The following is a 20,102-nucleotide window of genomic DNA, read 5'->3' as shown; positions in this document are numbered from 1 at the left end:
GAAGAGGAGAAGGATGGGTTAGAAGTTAAATATGAGAGTAGCAGTACGTGAGCTGGTCGAATTTGTACTCCGATCAGGAGATTTACAATGGACAGGCAATGGTCCGTCTCGAACCACAGAAGGGATCAAAGCTCATCAGTTTATTCAGAAGGCTTATGGACAAGAATACCAACCCGAAGTCCGTCTGAGCTATGTTTATGAGCAGGATGGAATGAAAATTGAAATTCAAGGCCGAGCGGATGGAATTATCCAGAAGGAATCGGGCATCTGCCTTGATGAGATAAAGTCGACTACCCGGGATCTCGACCAATGGGATGATTCCTTTAGTGAAATCCACTGGGCACAGGCAAAATGTTATGCCTATATCTATGCTGCGCAGGCTAGCTTGAGGACAATCGAGGTTCAACTGACCTATTATCACCTTGATTATGGAGAGACGCGAATTTTGACCCGTTCCTATTCAGTTGAGGATCTCGAGAGATTTTTTCTTGAGCTAGTTCGAAGTTATCTGCGTTGGGCCCAAAAAGTACAATCCTGGATTGAAACCCGGAATGCTAGCATCCGCAATTTGGTTTTTCCGTATCCTTCTTACCGCTCCGGACAGCGCGAACTTGTTATCGCGGTTTATAAAACGCTTGAGCAAGGAAAGAAACTCTTTGCCCAAGCGCCAACCGGAATTGGGAAAACAATAGCTACCCTGTTTCCGGCACTAAAGGCACTTCCCGAAGGATTGACAAGCCAACTTTTTTATTTAACGGCCAAGACTATGACCCGAACCGTCGCGGAAAAAGCCCTAAGTGATCTGCAAAACCAAGGCCTGAAGATTAAGAGACTTACGTTGACCGCAAAAGATAAGATTTGCTTTTTGCCAGATAGCGCTTGTGACCCTGAGGAGTGCCCGTATGCTCGAGGTTATTATGATCGGGTGCGTAGAGCGGTGGAAGAGATTTTCATCGAAAACTCCTGGACTCGGGCGATGATCGAGGATTATGCTCGCAGAAATACGGTTTGTCCATTTGAGTTTTCGTTGGATTTGGCCAATTGGGCGGATATCGTCATTTGTGATTACAATTATGTTTTTGATCCGCGGGTTTATTTGCGCAGGCTTTTCCTTGAAAGGGGAGATTATCTCTTCCTGGTTGATGAAGCTCATAACCTCGTCGATCGAGCCCGAGAGATGTTTTCTGCTGAACTCGCGAAAGAGCCCTTTCTCAAGCTCAAGAAAGAAGTTCAAACGGATTATCCTCAGTTGGGGAAGAGACTGCAGAAAGTGAATGCGCAACTGGGTAAGTTAAAGAAGGACCGGACCGGGGATTTTCAAATCGATCCTCCCATTGAACTTTATTCCAGTTTGCAGCAATTTGTGAAGGCGGCAGAACGTTTTTGGCGGGAGGAGAAGCCAGTTCCTTGGAAAGAGGAATTATTAGACCTCTATTACAAAACTCTCGGATTTTTGAGAACAGCTGAATATTATGATGATCGTTATGTCACACTCTATAAGCATGAAAAGGAGGAGTTTTCGCTCAAACTCTATTGTCTTGACCCCTCCTTGTTTCTTGCTGAGGCCTTCAAAAGGGGAAGGGCTGCGGTCCTTTTCTCGGCAACCTTAAGTCCACTGGATTACTTTATGAAAATATTAGGTGGAGAAGAATCTTCTTATAAATTAAGACTAAGTTCACCCTTTCCTCCGCAAAACCTTTGTTTAATGCTCCACGCGGGAATATCCACGCGCTACACTCAACGGGATACAAGTTATGACCAACTTGCGGAAGTTATTGCGACACTCGTGAAGTCAAAAACAGGTAACTATCTGATCTTTTTTCCATCGTATGTTTATCTTCATCAGGTTTATGAGCGGTTTAAGTTGCAAAACCAGGAGATCCAGACGATTGTTCAAACGACGGGAATGACCGAAGAAGAGCGGGAAGGCTTTCTCGCTCAATTTCAAGAAGATCCAGAGGAAACCTTAGTCGGCTTCTCCCTTTTAGGCGGAATTTTTGGCGAAGGAATCGATCTAACGGGAAACCGACTTTCTGGTGCTGTCATTATTGGTGTGGGTTTGCCCCAAATTTGTTTAGAACGGGATCTGATCCGTGCCCACTTTCAGAAGTTAGTAAAAAGAGGGTTTGAATACGCTTATATGTATCCCGGATTGAACAAGGTTTTGCAGGCGGTAGGGCGTGTGATACGCACCGAGCAAGACAGGGGAGTGGTACTCTTGGTTGATGAACGTTTTGCTCACTCTAATTATAAAAAACTCTTTCCCAGTGAATGGCAATCGCTGCATTTCATTTCTAATCTTCAAATGATTGAGGAGCAAAGCCATACCTTTTGGAACCAACATTTTTCTGAATAAAGGAAAATCAGCTTCTTGACAATAGAGGCATTATTAAGCAATAATTATTAACTAATATATATCGGAATACTAATTGTAATTCATATTAAAGTTTGGGGGGGATGAGTTGCTTCTCTCAGGATATTCCCGATTATCAGTACCGTGTCAACGGTTTAGAGTAACCTATCGACTTTACGGTGATCAAAAAGAAGCCTACACGAAAGCTAAGGATATTTGCTTGGAGCAGACCGTAGAATTTCCCGAAGAATTTATTCCCGAAGGACTAATCAAGGAACAGATCATTGGCCAGATTGAATCTTTTGAATCCTATGCTGAAAATAGCTTCCTGGTGGTGATTAGTTATGCTATCGACTCTGCGGCGAGCGAGCTTACCCAGCTTCTTAATGTTGTTTTCGGTAATATTAGCCTTAAGCCTGGAATACGGGTTGAACATCTCGAACTTCCCGATGCCTTACTGCAGAATTTTAAAGGACCGCGTTTTGGTAGAGCGGGTTTGAGAAAGTTACTTGAAGTTGAAAAACGCCCCTTGCTGTTTACAGCTCTTAAACCAATGGGGCTTACCTCGCAGGAATTGGCCAAGCTGGCGTACAAATTTGCGCTCGGTGGTATTGATATTATTAAAGATGACCATGGGCTTTCTAACCAGCCATTTTCGCCTTATGAAGAAAGAACAAGCTTGTGTGCTGAAGCAGTGAACAAAGCTAACCAGGAAACTGGACAGCATTCAATCTATGTTGCGAATATTACCGCCCCTGTTCACGAGGTCATGAAAAGAGCACTAACGGCAAAAGCAGTAGGTGCCGGAGGAGTGTTGATTTCACCGGGTTTAACGGGATTGGATATGCTGCGGGAAATCGCCGAGGATGATCGTGTCGCTTTACCGGTAATCAGTCATCCCGCGTTTCTGGGCAGTTATGTGATGGGTATGAGTGGGATTTCTCACCACGCTTTGTTTGGACAAATCGTTCGTTTGGCCGGTGCAGAGGGTACGATCTATCCGAATTTCGGCGGACGATTTTCCTTTTCCCGTGCAGAATGTGAGAGTATTGCCAGGGGTACAGTGATTCCCATGGGCAACTTAAAACCAATTTTTCCATGCCCGGCTGGGGGGATGAGCTTGGCTAGCGTTCCAGAGTCAATAAAAGTCTATGGGAATGATGTCGCCTTTTTGATCGGTGGCGGACTTTTTAAACAAGGTCCTGATCTAATCGAAAACAGTCGCTATTTTCGTGCGCTGGTCACTAAACTCAGCGAATAATATAACAGATGAACAAAAAACGAAATTATAATAAAACACATTGACAAATACCGGTGAGCGTATTAAAATTTGATACATATTAAACGCACTAAACATATTAAAATACTATGAAATGGAAAGGCATTTCGAAAAACGAATTAAAGGAGCGATCATTATGAGTGAAAGAAAGCTGAAATTTGACACCTTGCAAGTCCATGCTGGACAAACGCCTGATCCCACTACGGGTTCAAGCGCAGTACCGATTTACCAGACATCATCTTACGTTTTTAAAAATGCGGAACATGCCGCCAACTTATTTGGGTTACAAGAATCCGGAAATATTTATACGAGAATTATGAACCCAACGACTGATGTTTTTGAACAACGAATTGCTGCACTTGAAGGCGGAGTAGCTGGATTAGCAACGGCTTCTGGGTCTGCGGCGATTACCTATTCGATTCTTAATATCGCGGGCGCTGGCGATGAAATCGTTTCCGCAAGCACGCTTTACGGGGGTACCTACAATCTGTTCTCAGCAACTCTGCCAAGGTTAGGAATCAAAACTCATTTTGTGAATCCTGACGATCCAGAAAATTTTAGAAAAGCAATGACTCCAAATACCAAAGCCGTATATATTGAATCCATTGGGAATCCCGGTATCAATATCATTGATATCGAAGCTGTCGCTAAAATAGCCCATGATAATGGAGTCCCCCTAATTGTTGACAACACCTTCGGTACTCCGTACCTGATAAAACCGATTGAATTTGGAGCAGATATCGTTGTCCACTCAGCAACCAAATTCATTGGGGGTCATGGAAGTTCAATTGGCGGGGTTATTGTAGATTCCGGCAAATTTAACTGGGCAGAGAGCGGGAAGTTCCCAGGTCTGACTGAACCGGATGAAAGTTATCACGGGTTGAAATATTATGAAGCCTTGGGACCAGTTGCCTATATCACCAAGGCCAGAGTGCAGCTTCTCAGGGATACCGGTGCAGCGCTAAGTCCTTTTAACTCCTTCTTATTCATTCAAGGACTGGAAACACTCTCCTTACGGGTAGAAAAGCACGTTGCCAATGCGAAAAAAATCGCCGAATTCCTGCAAAATCACCCGCTTGTCTCTTGGGTCAATTATCCGAGCCTTAAGGGTAATAAATATTATGATTTAGCCCAAAAATATCTTCCAAAAGGTGCTGGTTCAATTTTTACCTTTGGCATCAAAGGTGGAGTCGAAGCAGGCAAAACGTTTATCGACAGTCTGGAAATCTTTTCCCTGCTTGCTAATGTAGCCGATGTGAAATCCTTGGTCATTCATCCGGCAAGTACGACCCATGCCCAGTTGTCGGAAGAGGAATTGAGAGAAGCTGGAGTTACACCTGATATGGTAAGACTTTCAATTGGGATTGAGGATGTAGATGACCTTATCTATGACTTAGATCAAGCGCTCAACAAAGCGGCGGGTAAATAAACCAAGCAAAAAACGACATTCAAATGCGGTACTACTAAGAGTAGCCGGATTAGATGTCGTTTTCTTTTTGCTTCGAACTTTAGTTTATTATATTAACTTCTTATAAATGCAGCTATCTCGGGATTTTGGCGTAGCAACTTCAGGTCATCCTCAGTCGGTAGAAAGGGTCGATCACGATCAATATTAACAAGACAAAGAAAACCAAAAGTTGTGCCTTTAGTCGCCCGAAATTGATGCCAAGTTTGGGCAGGAATGGTGACAACATCCTTTTCCTGAACAGGATAGATTTTGTCCCCCAAAAGCACTTCACCTTCACCTCTGAAGATCATCACAAGGTGAGCATGCTGATGATGCTCTAAAGTAGAGTATCCTTCAGGGGCGATTTCAAAATAGCGTAGCTGACATGGGACATCGGCCAGCCCTTCACATAAAACGCGCCGAGTGATGGATTTAAAATGAGTTCCCTCTTCTTTATAGTTAAGGACAAGAGTGTTTTCCCAATCATAGTTTCCAAGATGTCTAATTAGCATAGTATGTTTACTCCTTCAACATTTTTCTAGGAGAATAATCTTATCTTCTCACATTCTTAAATTTTATTGTATTTCTGTTCAAAGTCAATAAAATACCGCCATCCACTTGGAATGGCGGTATTAAAGATTATCCGAATACTAATAATTTCGGATAATCTTTATTCTGCAAAAAGCGCAGTGGAAAGATACCTTTCACCTGTATCAGGTAAAAGGACAACAATATTTTTTCCTGCATTCTCTGGGCGATTAGCAAGTACGATACCTGCCCAAAGCGCGGCGCCGGACGAAATACCTACGAGCAGACCTTCCGTTTTAGGAAGCTCTCTGCCAATTTTGAAGGCATCTTCATTTTGTACCTTGATGATTTCGTCATAAATGGAGGTGTCAAGTGTGTCAGGAACAAAGCCGGCACCAATACCTTGGATTTTGTGAGACCCGGATCTGCCTTCGGACAGAACGGGTGAATCAAATGGTTCAACGGCAATAATCTTGACATTGGGGTTTTTAGATTTTAAGAATTCACCGACACCTGTAATCGTTCCGCCTGTACCAATACCTGCAACGAAGATATCGACCTTACCATCAGTGTCCTCCCAGATTTCTGGGCCTGTTGTCGCTTTATGGGCAGCAGGATTAGCCGGGTTTTCAAATTGTCCAGGAATATAGGAGTTAGGCGTTTCCTTGGCGAGTTCTTCAGCCTTGGCAATGGCACCCTTCATACCCTTAGATCCTTCAGTAAGTACAAGTTCGGCACCATAGGCTTTTAAAAGATTTCTACGTTCAATACTCATCGATTCTGGCATGGTGAGGATGACACGATATCCTCTAGCTGCAGCAACTAAAGCGAGACCGATGCCGGTGTTACCACTTGTCGGTTCGATGATGGTAGATTTCGGGTTTAATAGCCCTTTTGCTTCAGCATCATCAATCATAGCCTTGGCAATTCTGTCTTTGATGCTACCAGCCGGATTAAAATACTCTAGTTTGGCCAAGATGGTTGCTTTCAGCTGATACTTTTTCTCGAAGTTTGTTAACTCTAGCAGCGGGGTTTTACCAATTAGATCAGTTAGACTCTTATAAACTTTTGACATAATATAGCCTCCATATCATAATACAAATTTAATTTCCTATAATTCTTATATGTTTAATATGACGAATAAATCGTACCTCTTAACTGTTTTTTTGTCAATAGCATTATTACCAGATTTTCCTTGAATTATTTTTGAAATAAAAAGTAATTAAATCAATGTTAATATGCGGTATAATTAAATCCATTATAAGATTTACAGAGAGTAGGAAGGCGGATCAAGAATGGTTTATTTTGATAATGCTGCAACTACCTGGCCGAAACCTGAAGCTGTTTACCAGGCTGTTGATTATTGTATGCGCAAGCAGGGAGCCAATCCTGGTCGTTCGGGGCATCACATGGCTCTTGCCGCTGGCCAGATTATTATGGAAGCACGTGATCTTATTGCAAAATTATTCAATATACCTGAGCCGTCTCAAGTTATTTTTACCCTGAATGCCACGGAAGCTCTTAATCTGGGGATAAAAGGACTTTTAAAACCAGGTGATCATGTAATTACGAGCTCCTTGGAACATAATGCGGTAGCACGCCCACTCGAGACTTTACGGAGCCAGGGAATCGAGGTTAGCAAGCTTTCCACATCTGTTAGCAATGGTGTTCAGCCGGCACAGGTAGAGGCAGCGATTAAGGAGAATACAAAACTTGTGATTATCAACCACGCTTCTAATGTCACGGGTGCAATAAACCCGATTCGGGAGATCGGGGAAGTGACACGGGCGCGAAACCTCTTGTTTCTTGTGGATTCCGCTCAGACTGCGGGCTCATTTCCAATCGATGTCCAGGCTATGGGAATTGATTTGCTTGCTTTTGCGGGTCACAAAGGTCTCATGGGGCCTCAGGGCGTCGGCGGGTTATACCTTAGAAAGGATCTGCGCCTGACGCCGCTTAAGGAAGGTGGAACGGGCACAAACTCTGAATCGCTTTTCCAACCTGAAACTTCTCCGGAACGCTATGAAAGTGGGACCTTAAATACACCTGGTATTGCCGGCTTAGCGAGTGGAATCAAATTTATCCTTCAGGAAGGGATCGAGCGAATCAAAGAGAAAGAAAGAATCCTGACGGAGCGATTATTAAAAGGTCTGGAAGCGATTCCCGGAGTTAGTGTCTATGGTCCATCCCTTGGTATTGAGAGAGCTCCTGTAATTTCTTTTAATATCGAAGGAATGGAACCCTCTGAGGTGTCCTTCATTTTGGACCAGAGCTTTGAAATTGCCTCAAGGCCGGGACTTCATTGTGCCCCTGATGCTCATGAAAGCATTGGTACGTTGTCCAAACAGGGGACGGTACGCTTCAGCTTAGGATATTTTAATACAATCGGGGAGGTTGACTTTTGTCTAGAAGCGATCGCGGGCATTGCTGAAGAAAGCAAATTCTAAGGAGTGTGATAGGCCAATGGATATTGCGGAAAGATATTCGAGGCAAGTACTTTTTTCGGGAATCGGCAAGGAGGGTCAGAAAAGGTTAGCTGAAGCGCGGGTCGCGGTGATTGGAGTTGGCGCTTTAGGAACGGTAATTGCTAACAACCTATGCAGAGCTGGCGTGGGCTTGCTGCGTCTGATCGACCGTGATTTTGTGGAAATCAGTAATTTACAACGTCAAACTCTTTTTACCGAGGCAGATGTCTCTGAACATATTCCCAAAGCCGTTGCGGCTGTGGAGCATTTGAAAAAAATCAATTCCGAGATAACCCTTGAGCCGGTCGTTAAGGACGTGAATCCATCAAACGTCGAACAGTTAATTGGCGATGTGGATCTAGTTCTGGATGGAACGGATAATTTTGAAATCCGTCTTCTCATTAACGATGCTTGCGTTAAGCTAGGGATACCTTGGATCTATGGAGGAGCCATTGGTAGCTATGGTATTACGATGAATATCATCCCTGGGGAGACGCCTTGTCTAAGGTGCCTTTTAAAGGAAATTCCTGCGCCAGGAACACAGCCGACGTGCAGTACTGCGGGTGTGCTCAATATGATTACGGGAATCATAGGCAACTATGAAACTGTTGAGGCGGTTAAGTTTCTAGTAAAAAGTCCTGACTTGCGCAAGGATGTGTTATTCGTCGATATCTGGGATAATGTCAGCGAATTTATGACGATTCCTAAGAATAAGGATTGTAAGGCCTGTGGTCAGGGTGAATATGAATTTTTAAATAATAACGTCGGTTCCTACACGACTTCTTTGTGTGGAAGTGATTCGATTCAGATCGTGCCTCAAACGAGAAGCGAAATCAATTTTCAAGTTATGCACGATAAGCTTCTGCAACTTGGCGAAGTGAGTTATAATCGATTCCTTTTGCGTTTTTCTTACATGGATATTAATATTACCCTTTTCCCGGATGGAAGAGCCATAATTAAGGGCGTGACAGACCCGAATGTGGCAAAATCGGTTTACTCAGAATACATTGGATTCTAAAATTTGACAAAGAGAATTATTAATATTACGATGATAGTATACCGATAAGAATGCTTAAGTTTGGAGTGGTGTACCTTTGAAGATATCCACAAAAGGTAGATATGGGTTAAGGGCTTTGCTTGATTTAGCGGTTCACTCAAAAGGTGAACATGTTGCTCTTTCGAATATCGCAGAGAGACAAGGCATTTCCGAGAACTATCTCGAACAGGTTTTCTCTTCGTTGCGCAAGTCTGGAATAATTAAGAGTGTTAAAGGAGCTCAAGGAGGGTATACACTCGCTGATAAAACCACCAATATTCGAGTCGGCAGAATCCTCAGAGTTTTAGAAGGAGATCTAGCCGTAGTTCAAGATGACAGTGATCATTCCGAAAATTATTATGAGAGTATCCAATACTGCCTTCAATTAAATGTCTGGGACAAGATGTCGGAGAGCATCAATAATTTTGTCGATTCGATAACGCTTGAGGATTTGGTTCATGATTATAAGGCTTTGCATAATGAGATAGGCGATATGTACTATATTTAATCTTAACCCAATAGAATTGAGTGCTTCCGGGCGCGTATTCTCTTAGGCGTTGTTAAACAAACGCAGTTGATTCATATGAAGTGGCTCGTACCCAGAAAGGGGTCGAGCCACTTTTTTAGTATATGACGATATTCTCAAACTTGTTGGCTAGAAGTTCAATCTCTTCTAACACAAGGCTGAAATTATGGTTATGGGTTCTCATTAGTCGATTTCGCCATTTTACAAAGTAAGTTTTTAAATGGTACTTTTCTGTCAGACCAGGAGCGTTTTTGATGAGATCCTGTTCAAGTTCGCTTACTTCCCACAAAGCATTGTCAATATCACCTTTGCAAATAAGATCGTAAATTAAGCGAAGTGCACTTGATATTGTCTCCAATGACGATTCCTCCACTCCTTGTTTTTATAGTTTAATATATCATAAAAACTGAGTTTCAGAAAAGATTTAACCCATGCTATTTGAACTTAATGAGGTCAGCAGCTCGCCTTAACTGTTCATCCAGCACCTTCGCATAGATTCGAGTGGTTCGTGGATCAGAATGTCCCAAGGCATCTTGTACGATTGCTAAATTATCTGTTTCGCGAAGAAGCAGCGTGGCAAAGGTGGAGCGCAATTTGTGAGTACTAAATCCCTCAGTGTTGTGGCCAAAAGCCTTTAGTACGTTGAGATATTTTTTAATCAAATCCTGGATAGCACGTTTACTAATTTGTTTGCCTTGAATAGAAAGAAAAAGGGCAGCTGGTTCATTTAGGGCGTAGCGCGCTCTTTCATTCTTTATGTAGTCTAGCAGAGCGTTAGAAACCTCCTGATTAAAGTAAATGAGCGATTCCTTATTTCCTTTGCGTACAACATCAAAACACCCTTTATTAAAATCAATATTCTGTAGTTTTAAATTACATAATTCGGACAAGCGTAGTCCGGTTCCGATAAAGGTTAAGAAAATAGCGTAGTCCCTTTTCTCAGTATAATTATGGTATTTGAGTTGTCCTATACTCAGCCCAGCCCCCGACTCTAGAATATCGGTTAAATCTGCGATTTGCTCAGGTTCAAGAGCTTTAGGAAGCTTTTGATGGACTTGGATGGGATCAAGTTTTAGGGTAATATCCTTGATAATAAGATCTTCCTTTGCAAGATAATGGTAAAAGGAGCATATAACGGCTTGTTTACGGGCTAAAGCCCTAACTCCATTCTTGCGATATGTACGAGCCCAGCTCAAATAGGCTTCAATATCAGTATGTTGTAAACTTTCAAGATGGGATAGTTTCAAACTAGCAGGGGAAGGGGGAAACTCGGATATAGAATCACAGAGATGCTGGAAGAACAGCCTAAGTTCTTGTGAATAGGCAAGTTGGGTATTCTCTGATTTATTAATTACGCCTAAGTGATGGATATATGCGCGTGCAAATGGGGGAAGGGAAGAGAGATAATCACTAAGCATTGTGTGCCTCCATAATATTGTTGAACTTTTTCATCATGTTACAAGAGATAAATTATTTTGTCAAACTATGCATTAAAAAATTATTTAGTGCAGAGTAGAAACTCTAAAGTTGATTATTTATTTGGAAGTGATTGCCAATCCACCCCGCAAAACTCAAAGGCGCTTGCGAATTATTAATTGAATACGTGCAACCACAAGTTAACGTACTGGGCGGAGAAGGTGCGGTTCCGCAACGCTTGCTTGACCAAATCGATGAGATTATCCAAAGCAATGGAACAACAACAAATCCTGCGACAACGAACGGAACTTTCACGGTGAGCAACTCTTCGACTACTGGCTTTACTTTAAACATGTATCCAGCGCTCAATGGTTTGACCACCAAAAACTTTACCCTGCTTGACCGTTACGGAAACTCAGTGGCGTTAAACAGTGCTTACACATCAGACAACGGAGTTACGTACACCCTGAGTGCGGCTTTGAATGCGGGTCAAACCTACACGGTAATAGCCTCGAGAACTGGTTATAATTTTGTAACGGCGCCAAAAGTAGTTGTACCTTCGGCATCGACAACGAACGAAACCTTGATAGTCAGCAACCCGTCGACGACTGGATTTACGGTGACGGTGAGTCCTGCTCTGGTGGGTTTAACTGTTCATGACTTCAAACTTATGGACAGTACTGCTTCAGTAGCGATTACCTCGGCCTCAGTATCAAATAGTGGTACCACCTATCAGCTTGCCGCGAATCTGACAGCTGGGAAAACCTACACAGTCACGGCTGAGAAGAGTGGTTATAACTTTGGGACTGCATCCTACGTGGTTGTCCCTTCAGCACCTACTGTATCCAGCGCTGTGACCTCGGATAGCTGGCACATCGTATTGACGATGAATAGTCAATTGATGGGCACAATCGGTGACCCAGAAGCCTTTATCATCGCGGGGGTAGCGTCAAACCCGACCGTCACCCGGGTTACAGTATCTGGCTCAACAGTAACCCTGACGCTGAGTGCGCCGATTGTGAATACGGATTCCTTTGTCAAAGTGAGCTACACCAAGACGGGAATCAACAATCTGACTAAGGGTACTCCGGTAGCAAACGTCTATCTCCTGGCTGTAACGAATAACGTGGAGTAAGGTTCTTTATCCGAAGCTGGACTCCAAAGGAAGTAGAAAGTGTAAAGAAGCTGTTTCGATGAATGCCAATTGGCATCGTTTTGAGATAGCTTCTTTTAACTTTTTAGTACCCCAAGATGGTCTTTCCAATGATGAACGGGGACACGGGCAGATAATGATTTGTGTGAAAAGACAAGAAATATTGGCCGAAAATGGTTAAATGCTCTATAATGGTGAAGACTTTTCATGATAAAATAGTTTGGATTTCCCATCTTGAGAAGAAGGACACATTAAATGCTAAATGAACGAGATCATCGTTTTGAATAAAGGGGGAAGGGTTTTGTCAGTTATTCCGGAGTATAATGCCGAATCCATCCAAGTATTAGAGGGCTTAGAAGCTGTTCGTAAACGACCGGGTATGTATATCGGTTCAACGGGAAGCAGGGGTTTACACCATTGCGCTTGGGAGATAGTGGACAACGCCATAGATGAGGCTGGGGCTGGATTCTGTGATCTCATCGAAGTTACGCTCAATAAAGATGGATCGCTTACGGTTCGCGATAATGGGCGAGGGATACCGGTAGATATTCACCCCATTAAGAAGATCCCTGCTATTCGTCTAGCGTTTGAACAACTTCACGCCGGGGGAAAATTCGGAGGAGATACCTATAAAACGTCAGGAGGACTTCACGGGGTTGGGGCAAGCGTTGTTAATGCGTTATCAACCTTTCTTACGGTTGAAGTCAGTCGCGGCGGGAAACTCCATCGCCTGGAATATATAAATGGAGGGCAGTTGAAGTCAGATCTGCGAGTGGTTGGGAAAAACGTCAAAGGAACTGGGACAACTGTGACTTTTAAACCTGATCCTCTTATTTTCAAGGAGACAACAGCATTAAAGTATGATACCTTACGCAGCCGACTAATGGAGTTATCTTTTTTGAATCCTGAACTTACTATTATTTTGACTGACAATCGGGGAGAAATAAAGACAGAAACCTTTCAATCTAAAAACGGAGTTATTGGCTTTGTTGAACACTTAAATAAAGAATCTGATTATACCACAGTGCATAAAAAACCAATCTATTTTAAGGGAGAAAAGGACGATGTTGTTGTTGAATGTGCCATCCAGTATAACGATGGCGATGATGAACAATTGCGTTCCTACGTTAACAACATCTCTACGGATGAAGGCGGGACCCATGAATCGGGCTTTCGGACGGCATTAACTAAAGTTTTTAATACTTATGGGAAGAAGAATAACATCTTTAAGAAAGATGAGAATCTAATTGGCGATGATTTGAAGGATGGTTTATCGTGTGTTCTCTCCGTTAAAGTACGGGAACCGCAGTTCGAAGGGCAAACTAAAGCCAAACTCTCCAATACCGAAGTTGAAGGCATTGTCCAATCCCTTACGAATGAAGGAATAAGCACTTTCTTTGAGCAATATCCGGCTGTCGCTAAGGATGCGATTAATCGTACTTTAACCACCTGCCTTCAACGGTTAGCTGCCAAAAAGGCGAAGGAACTTAAGAAGAAGGCTCGTGAGGCTGAGGTTAAAGCTTTAAGCGGAAAACTGGCAGCCTGTAGCGAGAAAGATCGGGAGCGTAATGAGCTTTTTCTGGTTGAAGGAGACAGTGCCGGCGGTTCAGCTAAAACTGGTCGTGATCGGCGGTTCCAAGCGATTCTGCCGTTAAGAGGTAAGGTCATCAATACCTACCGGGCGAAGATGGATAAAGTCTTAGAAAATGAAGAAATCCGCAGTATGATTACCGCCATAGGAGCAGGAGTAGGTAAGGAATTTGATGTTGAAAAGTCTAATTATGCTCGGGTTTGTATTATGACGGATGCGGATATTGACGGGGCACATATTCGTTGTTTGTTGCTGACTTTCTTCTATCGTTACATGAAACCACTCATCTTGAGTGGGCGGGTATATATTGCTCAATCCCCTTTGTATAAGGCTGAGAAGGAAAAGGGGAAAGTCGCGCGTTATGCGTATGACGAGCACGAGTTAAAAGTGACCCTCAAGGAACTAGGAAAAACAGCTAAAGTACAGCGTTATAAAGGGCTGGGAGAGATGAATCCAGAACAACTTTGGGAAACGACGCTTAATCCATCAAACCGACGTATGATTCAAGTCACGATTGATGATGCCCTGGAAGCTGAGCGCAAGCTTAAAATTTTGATGAGCGAAAAGGTTGAGCCACGTAGAGAATTTCTGATGGAGAATATCGTGTTTACTGACGATGATATGTAAGAGAATAGTTGAGGTGAGAAAATGAGTACACTTGAGGAAAATATTACCCAACGACCGTTGGAAGAGGTTCTTCCTGAGAGCTTCTTAGGCTATTCAAAATTCGTGATTCTGCAAAGGGCTGTCCCGGACGTTCGAGATGGCTTAAAGCCAGTTCATCGACGTATTATCTATTCGATGGATGGGATTGGGATGCAACCGGATAAGGCTTACAGTAAATCGGCCCGTCTTGTAGGGGACTGCATGGGAAAATATCACCCTCATGGCGATTCCTCAATTTATGATTCAGCGGTTCGTATGGCCCAACCCTGGGCTACCCGTTATCCCTTAATTGATGGGCATGGAAATTTTGGCTCGATTGATGGCGATAATGCGGCTGCTATGCGGTACACTGAGATGAGAATGACGTATTTATCACAACTCATGACGCAAGATATTGAGAAAAACGTTGTTCCCTTTAGGGCGAACTACGACCAACGATTGAAGGAGCCTACTGTGCTTCCTAGCCCGTTTCCTAATCTCCTGGTCAATGGTGGTTCAGGAATTGCAGTAGGGATGGCCAGTAACATGCCACCCCATAATCTGCGCGAAGTTATGGCCGCGGTTATTCTTCAAATTGAGAATCCCAATGTTACCTTAGAAGAACTTATGCAGAAGATAACAGGTCCGGACTTCCCCACAGGGGGGTTGATTATCGGTTCAAAAGGGTTCACAGACGCGTATAAAACTGGACGCGGAAAAGTGATGATGCGAGGAAAAGCGCTTATTGAGCAAGGAAAAAACGGCAAGAATCTGATTGTTATTACGGAAATCCCTTATCAAGTTTCCAAGTCTACCCTCGCCGCTAAGATTGAAACCCAAGCGGACCTTGGAAAAATTGACGGGATCAATGAAGTCCGGGATGAATCGGATCGGGAAGGGCTTCGCTTGGTTGTGGAGTGTAAGAAGGACGCTGATCCGAAACAGATCATAAAGCTCCTTTTTAAATATACTCAGTTGCAAGAAACCTTTGGAATTATCAACTTGGTCATTACCGCAGAAGGAACTCCTAAAATATTAGGGCTTAAAGAAATCATAGCGGCCTATATTAAGCACCGTAAAGAAGTTGTTACGCGTAGGACGCAGTATGATCTAGAAAAGGCTAAAGCAAGAGCTCACATCTTAGAAGGGCTAGTTATCGCCATCAACAACCTCGATGAAGTCCTTGCTATTATCCGCTCCAGTAAAAACCCGACAATTGCTAAGGCTGGGTTGATCACCCGTTTTGAACTATCCGAGGTTCAGGCCCAAGCAATCTTAGATATGAAACTCCAACACTTAACGAACCTTGAACTAGATGGCATTAAGAAGGAATATGCGGATATTCTGAAGCTCATAGATGAGTTGGAGAGTATCTTAGCTGATGTGGACAAAGTCTATGATATCATTAAAGAAGAGCTTAAGGATATTGGTGAGAAGTACGGAGATGAGCGACGTACTTTGATTTTGCCCGAGGATAACGGGGAAGAGATTGATTTTAGCGTATTTGAAGAACCCGAAACGCCAATTGAAGTGATGTTGACGAAAAACGGGTTCATTAAGCAGATACCAACCCCAACAAGAAAAAGTAAGGCGAACGCACAAAAATGCACTTTCAAAGGTGGAGATATCTTAACTGAGAGAATCCCCTGTACCACTAAAGATACTTTATATTTCTTTACTCAGAATGGGAAATCCTACAATGTGAAAGCAAAGATCGTTTCGGAGGCAGGAGCAAAGGATAAGGGAAAAGCGGTCACCGTTTTATTCCCCCTACCTGAAGGAGAACGGATCATTTCGACCTTACCTCTCAAAGAGACGAGGGAAGGCTTGTATTTCGTTTTTGTGACCAAAGAGGGCCAGGTTATGAGATGCCCTGTTAATGATTTTGTTAACGCTCGAACAAACGAGGCGATGGGACTCAAGGATCAGGATGAAGTCGTACGGGTTTTCGTAAGTGAGGGTCAGGGAGATCTGTTCCTTGCCAGCTACAAAGGACAAGCTATTCGCTTCGCAGAATCGGAAGTGAACCCAATGGGAAGGAAATCTCGGGGTGTTAAAGGCATGACATTAGGCAATGAAGATAGGGTTGTGGATGCACTGCTTCTTTATTCCGACCAAGAGAATCCAGTGAGCGATTTAATAACCGTCACCGAGCGAGGTTATATTAAACGAACATCTTTTGATGAATATAAATCTCAAGGACGAGCCGGACGCGGCATAACGCTTGCCAAGGTTAATGCTCAAGAAACGGGGTATATTGTTTCTACTCTTCAAGTGATGAATGAGAATAAGCTGCTTAATATCATTCAACAGAGTGGAGATGTAACCACGCTTGAAGTTAAATCACTTAAGAATGAGTCGAGGGCAAAAAGTGGCATAGCCTTAGTCAACGTTATTTTGAATGATTACGTTGTCCAAGTAATATAGGCTGGAATAACAAGAAACCCAGTTTGATAAGTATAAGATTAAATTGAAAAGCCAGAACGTTTTTACGCGTTCTGGCTTTTTTCTTGCTTCATGTAAGATTTGACAATTTAGGAGGAATATTCAGGTTATGCGTTGAAAAGTTAAAAGAGAATCATTGGGAATAGGAAAAGAGGGCTATGGATTACTCAAGGATGAATAAGCTGATACAAAAAATTGCAGTTTTACTTTTTCTTACGTATTTTGTCTACCCTAGTATATAGACTTTTCTTTTTTGCCTACGGCCAGTATTTTAGGTTTTATGAAAACGAAATAAAGTACAATTTAATTCCATTCAAAACTATTGTCAGTTACATAATCGGTATTAGTAAATATAAACTTGATGTTTGGTTTTTCAATCTTTTTGGTAACATATTAGCTTTTATGCCGATGGGTTTTCTCTTGCCCATTATTTTTCACACTCTAAAAAGTTTCAAAAGGATTACTACTCTTACATTTCTTATTAGTTTTTTTCTTGAAATGACGCAGTTTTTGCTTAAACTCGGAATAACCGATATTGACGATGTTATTTTAAATACTCTGGGAGGATTCTTAGGCTATTTATTACTAATTTTAAGCCGAAAAATACTTAACCAGATAATGAAGAAGGATGGGGCCAACGGCTTATAACAGCCGGATCCCAACACTTTGCATAGATGACTGTTGTTGAGATGCGTCAACAACCGGCGGGACCCTAGATGACATGTCTATATCAGGACGGTTCATGAGGTTTGTTAATGTTATGAGGATATTTCAAGTAAGTTATGTATTAATATATTCATGTTCAGAAGGGAGAGGTTAGAGAGGAAATAGTGCCAACTCAGAAGCGGGGAAACAATTGTTATTCGAGAGGTCGTAAAAGAAGATGCCGCTCGAATCATAGATTACATCAATACGGTAGGTATCAATGGGAAGGCTTAATCCGCTTTCTGCTGCTCCATCACCTTGCTGTGCGAAGGTAGAACTGCGCTGATCAGCAGGGTAACAATGGAAATAGCGAATACCAGGATGAAGATCGAATGCAAGCTTTGCGCCATGCCGTTTTGTAATTGTTCAAGGACGTTTGCGGGAATGTTTGCGCTCGCTCCAGACGCCAAGGCATTGCTGATGTTCTCGCTTTGCCAAACTCCAGGGACATGGTTTTGGACGTAACTGTTCATAGTACTGTTAAACACTGTGCCAAACACGGCGATTCCGACCGTTTGTCCTAGTGAACGCGTAAATGTGTTGGAAGCTGTGACTACGCCGCGCAAATCCCAACCGACGGCCGACTGGATCAAAACGGTTAGAGGCGTCATGGAACACCCCATGCCAAAACCGATGACGATCATCACACCAACCAAATACCAATAAGGGGAGTTTGGATGAACAAGCAACAGCCAGGCCGATCCAGCAGCAATCAACACCGCGCCGAACAGAGCTGTTGTCTTGGAGCCTATTTTGTACATGTACCGTCCGGCCAAAGTTGATGCCAGCGGCCAGGCAAACGACATGGGCATCAAGGTTAGTCCTGAGCTGGTTGCGCTGTGGCCGAGTAGCGTCTGAATCCATATTGGCAAATATACATTGACGCCAATCAGCACGAAGCTGGCCATAAAGCCGACGGCATTGGAGACGGCAATTACCGGTATTTTAAACAACGAAAGAGGAAGCATTGGATCTTTCGCCTTAGCCTCCACGTAAAGAAATAAAATCAAAGAAACGGCAGCTGCAACAAACAAAGAGATGATCACGGGTGAATTCCAGGCGTACACTTCTCCGCCGTTGAGCAGCGCGTAGAGAAGAGAGCCCATTGAAAGGGTAAACAGTGTCGCCCCCCAATAATCGATGCTTTTTTCCGCTTTCCTGACCTGCGTTTCGTGCAGAAAAGCGAGTACTAGCAAAATAGCGACAATCCCGATCGGTACATTGATATAAAAAATCCAGCGCCACGAAATCTGGTCGACAAACAGCCCTCCTACCAAAGGGCCGAGCAGCCCAGCAACGCCCCAAACCGAACTAAATAGCCCCTGCATCTTGGCGCGCTCTTCCCCTGAGTACAAATCACCGATAATCGTGAAAGTCAACGGCATAACGGCACCGGCGCCGAGACCTTGAAAAGCCCGGAACCAAATTAGCTGATGCATCGTCTGTGCCATTCCGGACACCATGGAACCGACGACGAAAAGCGCAACGCCAAAAATGAAAACAGGCTTCCTTCCGAATAGGTCGGCAAGCTTGCCGTAAATTGGTGTGGTTACGGATGTTGTCAGTAGATAGATAGCGAAAACCCAACTAATTAACTTCAAACCGCTCAATTGTTTTACAATGTGAGGCATTGAAGTAGTAACAATGGTCGTATCAAGGGCTACAAGCATAATTGATACCATCATGGCAACAGTGACCATTTTACGTTGCGTTATTTTCTCCATAAGTAAGCGGTCTCCTTTAAACAGAACTAGGTAAATTAGCACCTGTACTGAATTATACCATTATTTTATATCGACAGAGTTTCTTCTGGATGATTAAATGTTGTTGAGATTATAGAGACCCAATACGATTAAATAAGCTTTCTATATTGGGGTGTAAGTTATTGTTTGTGATATTACTCACACTATTCAAAATGAACTTCTGTTACTATGAAATTAAGGTAATATACTCAACGTTCCTTTAGTTTCTTGGACTCGTTGGTAGGAACTAAGTAGAGTACGGCACTGTGGCACTATAATTATAATATTTTCGTTGTATCGTTTATCGGATCAATTGGCTAAGCCGGTTATACGAACAGATAACGGATCCTAGTTCATAAGTCAATGGTCTTATTTAATGTAGAAGTCAAAATGTATTGCATCGTATAGCAACAACTAACCGGACAAGAATGTAAATATGGACAACAACTAAGTCGAAGATTCAATGAGTGATCTCTACCTGATTAATCAATCTGGACAATAAAAACCTTAACTCCTCTTTTTTTAAGTGCAAATTTTAAGCTTTCAGGGATTCCGCTATCGGTAACCAAAGCACGGATCTGATCCCAATCTGCAAATGTATGATAATAGATTTGCTCGAATTTTTGGCTATGTGCCACGAGAATAACTTCTTTTGAAGCACGGATCATCGCTTGTTTAACTTCTGACTCGAGCAAATTTGTCGTTGTTAGGCCACGTTTGAGACTAAAACCGGTTACCCCTAGAAAAAGCTTGTCAACATTAAAAGACTGA

General features: G+C 42.9%; 16 protein-coding genes. 10 read left to right on the top strand and 6 right to left on the bottom strand.

Annotated features, from left to right (window positions below; genetic code table 11):
* Positions 1-31: 31 nt before the first annotated feature.
* The 3 genes from VM640_RS06600 (at position 32) to VM640_RS06590 (ending at position 5,061) form a co-directional block, all read left to right on the top strand.
* Positions 32-2,356, top strand: coding sequence for an ATP-dependent DNA helicase (locus VM640_RS06600; RefSeq protein ID WP_325390632.1), 2,325 nt, complete (start codon positions 32-34; stop codon positions 2,354-2,356).
* A gap of 106 nt (positions 2,357-2,462) precedes the next feature.
* On the top strand, positions 2,463-3,614 hold the full coding sequence (locus tag VM640_RS06595) for a RuBisCO large subunit C-terminal-like domain-containing protein (protein ID WP_325390631.1): 1,152 nt from the start codon (positions 2,463-2,465) through the stop codon (positions 3,612-3,614).
* Positions 3,615-3,768: 154 nt separating this feature from the next.
* Positions 3,769-5,061: a homocysteine synthase gene (locus tag VM640_RS06590; RefSeq protein ID WP_325390630.1), complete on the top strand. Its 1,293-nt coding sequence runs from the start codon at positions 3,769-3,771 to the stop codon at positions 5,059-5,061.
* 92 nt (positions 5,062-5,153) lie between these two features.
* Here the strand turns inward: VM640_RS06590 and VM640_RS06585 are convergent, their stop codons facing one another.
* On the bottom strand, positions 5,154-5,591 hold the full coding sequence (locus VM640_RS06585; protein WP_325390629.1) for a cupin domain-containing protein: 438 nt from the start codon (positions 5,589-5,591) through the stop codon (positions 5,154-5,156).
* Between the two features lie 158 nt (positions 5,592-5,749).
* Positions 5,750-6,682 (bottom strand): cysteine synthase A, encoded by a 933-nt coding sequence (gene cysK / locus VM640_RS06580; RefSeq protein WP_325390628.1) that lies wholly within the window; start codon positions 6,680-6,682, stop codon positions 5,750-5,752.
* A 220-nt stretch (positions 6,683-6,902) separates the two neighbouring features.
* Here cysK and VM640_RS06575 point away from each other — a divergent pair, with 220 nt between their 5' ends.
* The 3 genes from VM640_RS06575 to VM640_RS06565 all read left to right on the top strand — a co-directional run bounded on the left by VM640_RS06575 (position 6,903) and on the right by VM640_RS06565 (position 9,616).
* On the top strand, positions 6,903-8,054 hold the full coding sequence (locus VM640_RS06575; RefSeq protein ID WP_325390627.1) for an aminotransferase class V-fold PLP-dependent enzyme: 1,152 nt from the start codon (positions 6,903-6,905) through the stop codon (positions 8,052-8,054).
* Between the two features lie 16 nt (positions 8,055-8,070).
* Complete coding sequence (locus tag VM640_RS06570; RefSeq protein ID WP_325390626.1) at positions 8,071-9,090, top strand: ThiF family adenylyltransferase; 1,020 nt, start codon at positions 8,071-8,073, stop codon at positions 9,088-9,090.
* A 76-nt stretch (positions 9,091-9,166) separates the two neighbouring features.
* Complete coding sequence (locus VM640_RS06565; RefSeq protein WP_325390625.1) at positions 9,167-9,616, top strand: RrF2 family transcriptional regulator; 450 nt, start codon at positions 9,167-9,169, stop codon at positions 9,614-9,616.
* A 115-nt stretch (positions 9,617-9,731) separates the two neighbouring features.
* On the opposite strand, the gene VM640_RS06560 is transcribed toward VM640_RS06565, so the two are convergent.
* Together VM640_RS06560 and VM640_RS06555 are read right to left on the bottom strand one after the other, a co-directional pair.
* Entirely contained in the window at positions 9,732-9,992 is a 261-nt protein-coding gene (locus VM640_RS06560; RefSeq protein ID WP_325390624.1) for a hypothetical protein, read from the bottom strand.
* Between the two features lie 76 nt (positions 9,993-10,068).
* On the bottom strand, positions 10,069-11,052 hold the full coding sequence (locus VM640_RS06555; RefSeq protein ID WP_325390623.1) for a tyrosine-type recombinase/integrase: 984 nt from the start codon (positions 11,050-11,052) through the stop codon (positions 10,069-10,071).
* A gap of 185 nt (positions 11,053-11,237) precedes the next feature.
* On the opposite strand from VM640_RS06555, the gene VM640_RS06550 reads away from it, so the two are divergent.
* From VM640_RS06550 to VM640_RS06535, 4 genes are all read left to right on the top strand, one after another.
* Positions 11,238-12,185, top strand: a complete 948-nt coding sequence (locus tag VM640_RS06550) for a SwmB domain-containing protein (RefSeq protein WP_325390622.1) — start codon at positions 11,238-11,240, stop codon at positions 12,183-12,185.
* 280 nt (positions 12,186-12,465) lie between these two features.
* On the top strand, positions 12,466-14,421 hold the full coding sequence (locus VM640_RS06545; protein ID WP_414647924.1) for a DNA gyrase/topoisomerase IV subunit B: 1,956 nt from the start codon (positions 12,466-12,468) through the stop codon (positions 14,419-14,421).
* Positions 14,422-14,442: 21 nt separating this feature from the next.
* The gene (gene gyrA / locus VM640_RS06540) at positions 14,443-16,866 is read left to right on the top strand and encodes a DNA gyrase subunit A (RefSeq protein WP_325390620.1); all 2,424 of its coding nucleotides are present in this window, start codon (positions 14,443-14,445) and stop codon (positions 16,864-16,866) included.
* A 213-nt stretch (positions 16,867-17,079) separates the two neighbouring features.
* On the top strand, positions 17,080-17,532 hold the full coding sequence (locus VM640_RS06535; protein ID WP_325390619.1) for a VanZ family protein: 453 nt from the start codon (positions 17,080-17,082) through the stop codon (positions 17,530-17,532).
* A 287-nt stretch (positions 17,533-17,819) separates the two neighbouring features.
* Here VM640_RS06535 and VM640_RS06530 read toward each other — a convergent pair whose 3' ends face one another.
* Positions 17,820-19,313: an MDR family MFS transporter gene (locus VM640_RS06530; protein ID WP_325390618.1), complete on the bottom strand. Its 1,494-nt coding sequence runs from the start codon at positions 19,311-19,313 to the stop codon at positions 17,820-17,822.
* Positions 19,314-19,813: 500 nt separating this feature from the next.
* The coding region (locus VM640_RS06525; protein ID WP_475394572.1) for a DeoR/GlpR family DNA-binding transcription regulator at positions 19,814-20,102 on the bottom strand (289 nt) is incomplete at its 5' end.

Source organism: Desulfitobacterium sp. (assembly GCF_035539115.1).
Taxonomy (GTDB): Bacteria; Bacillota; Desulfitobacteriia; order Desulfitobacteriales; family Desulfitobacteriaceae; genus Desulfitobacterium_A.
Note: the sequence above shows the minus strand (reverse complement) of the source record. Positions and strands in the feature narration are given on the sequence as shown.